Here is a 675-nt window from a genome sequence, read left to right on the forward strand (position 1 = left end):
GTCGGCAAAGGCGGCGCTCACCACCTCGGCTCCATAGACCAAGGGCGGCGAGGAGACCGTTACCGTGGTACTGACACTGTTGGAGCAGCCAGATTCAATACTGGTATAGGTTACCGTGTATTCCCCACCCTGCATCACAATAATCGAGGGACCGGTCTCTCCAGGGATGATTACCCCATCCAGTTCCCATACAAAGGTGAACAGCGCTGGATCTAGGCCGGTGTCAATTACCGGCGGTGAAGCGCCGCCATCTTCTCCGGCAATTGGGTTTCCGTTCTCATCTACGCAAAGGCGGTATTGATCCTCTAGTTCTACTTCCGGAAGCTGTTCTACTTTTAAGATAAGCTCTACTACGGCATAGCACTGGGGCTCATATTGGTTGTCAGTGTTGGTCACCCGTACATAGATCCGTTGTGGGTTGATCAGGTTTACATACGGAAAGGTGATCGGGTCGGTTCCGGCCTCGGCATATTCTGGGGTCTCGTGGAAGCTAATCAGGTAAACATCCGGGTCTTGATCGCCTAGAATACCCGCACGTAGGGCAGCGACTTGCTGGTTGCTCAGGTCTTCTAGGTCAAACTCAGCATGGCCGTCCTGCGGGGGTAGGTTGTCACAAATAACGAAGGGTTCTGTGGGGGCCGTTGCTTCAGCACCTCGCTGTACGATGAGCTCAAA

Annotated in this window: 1 protein-coding gene; it reads right to left on the reverse strand. The window is 53.8% G+C overall.

Annotated features, from left to right (window positions below; genetic code table 11):
* Window positions 1-666, reverse strand: a 666-nt coding sequence (locus QPK98_RS15775; RefSeq protein WP_494337538.1) for an FIDD domain-containing protein, incomplete at its 3' end; no start/stop codon positions are given.
* Window positions 667-675: the final 9 nt, after the last annotated feature.

It is taken from the genome of Aequorivita marina, assembly GCF_031631895.2.
In the GTDB taxonomy this organism is placed as follows: domain Bacteria; phylum Bacteroidota; class Bacteroidia; order Flavobacteriales; family Flavobacteriaceae; genus Aequorivita; species Aequorivita marina.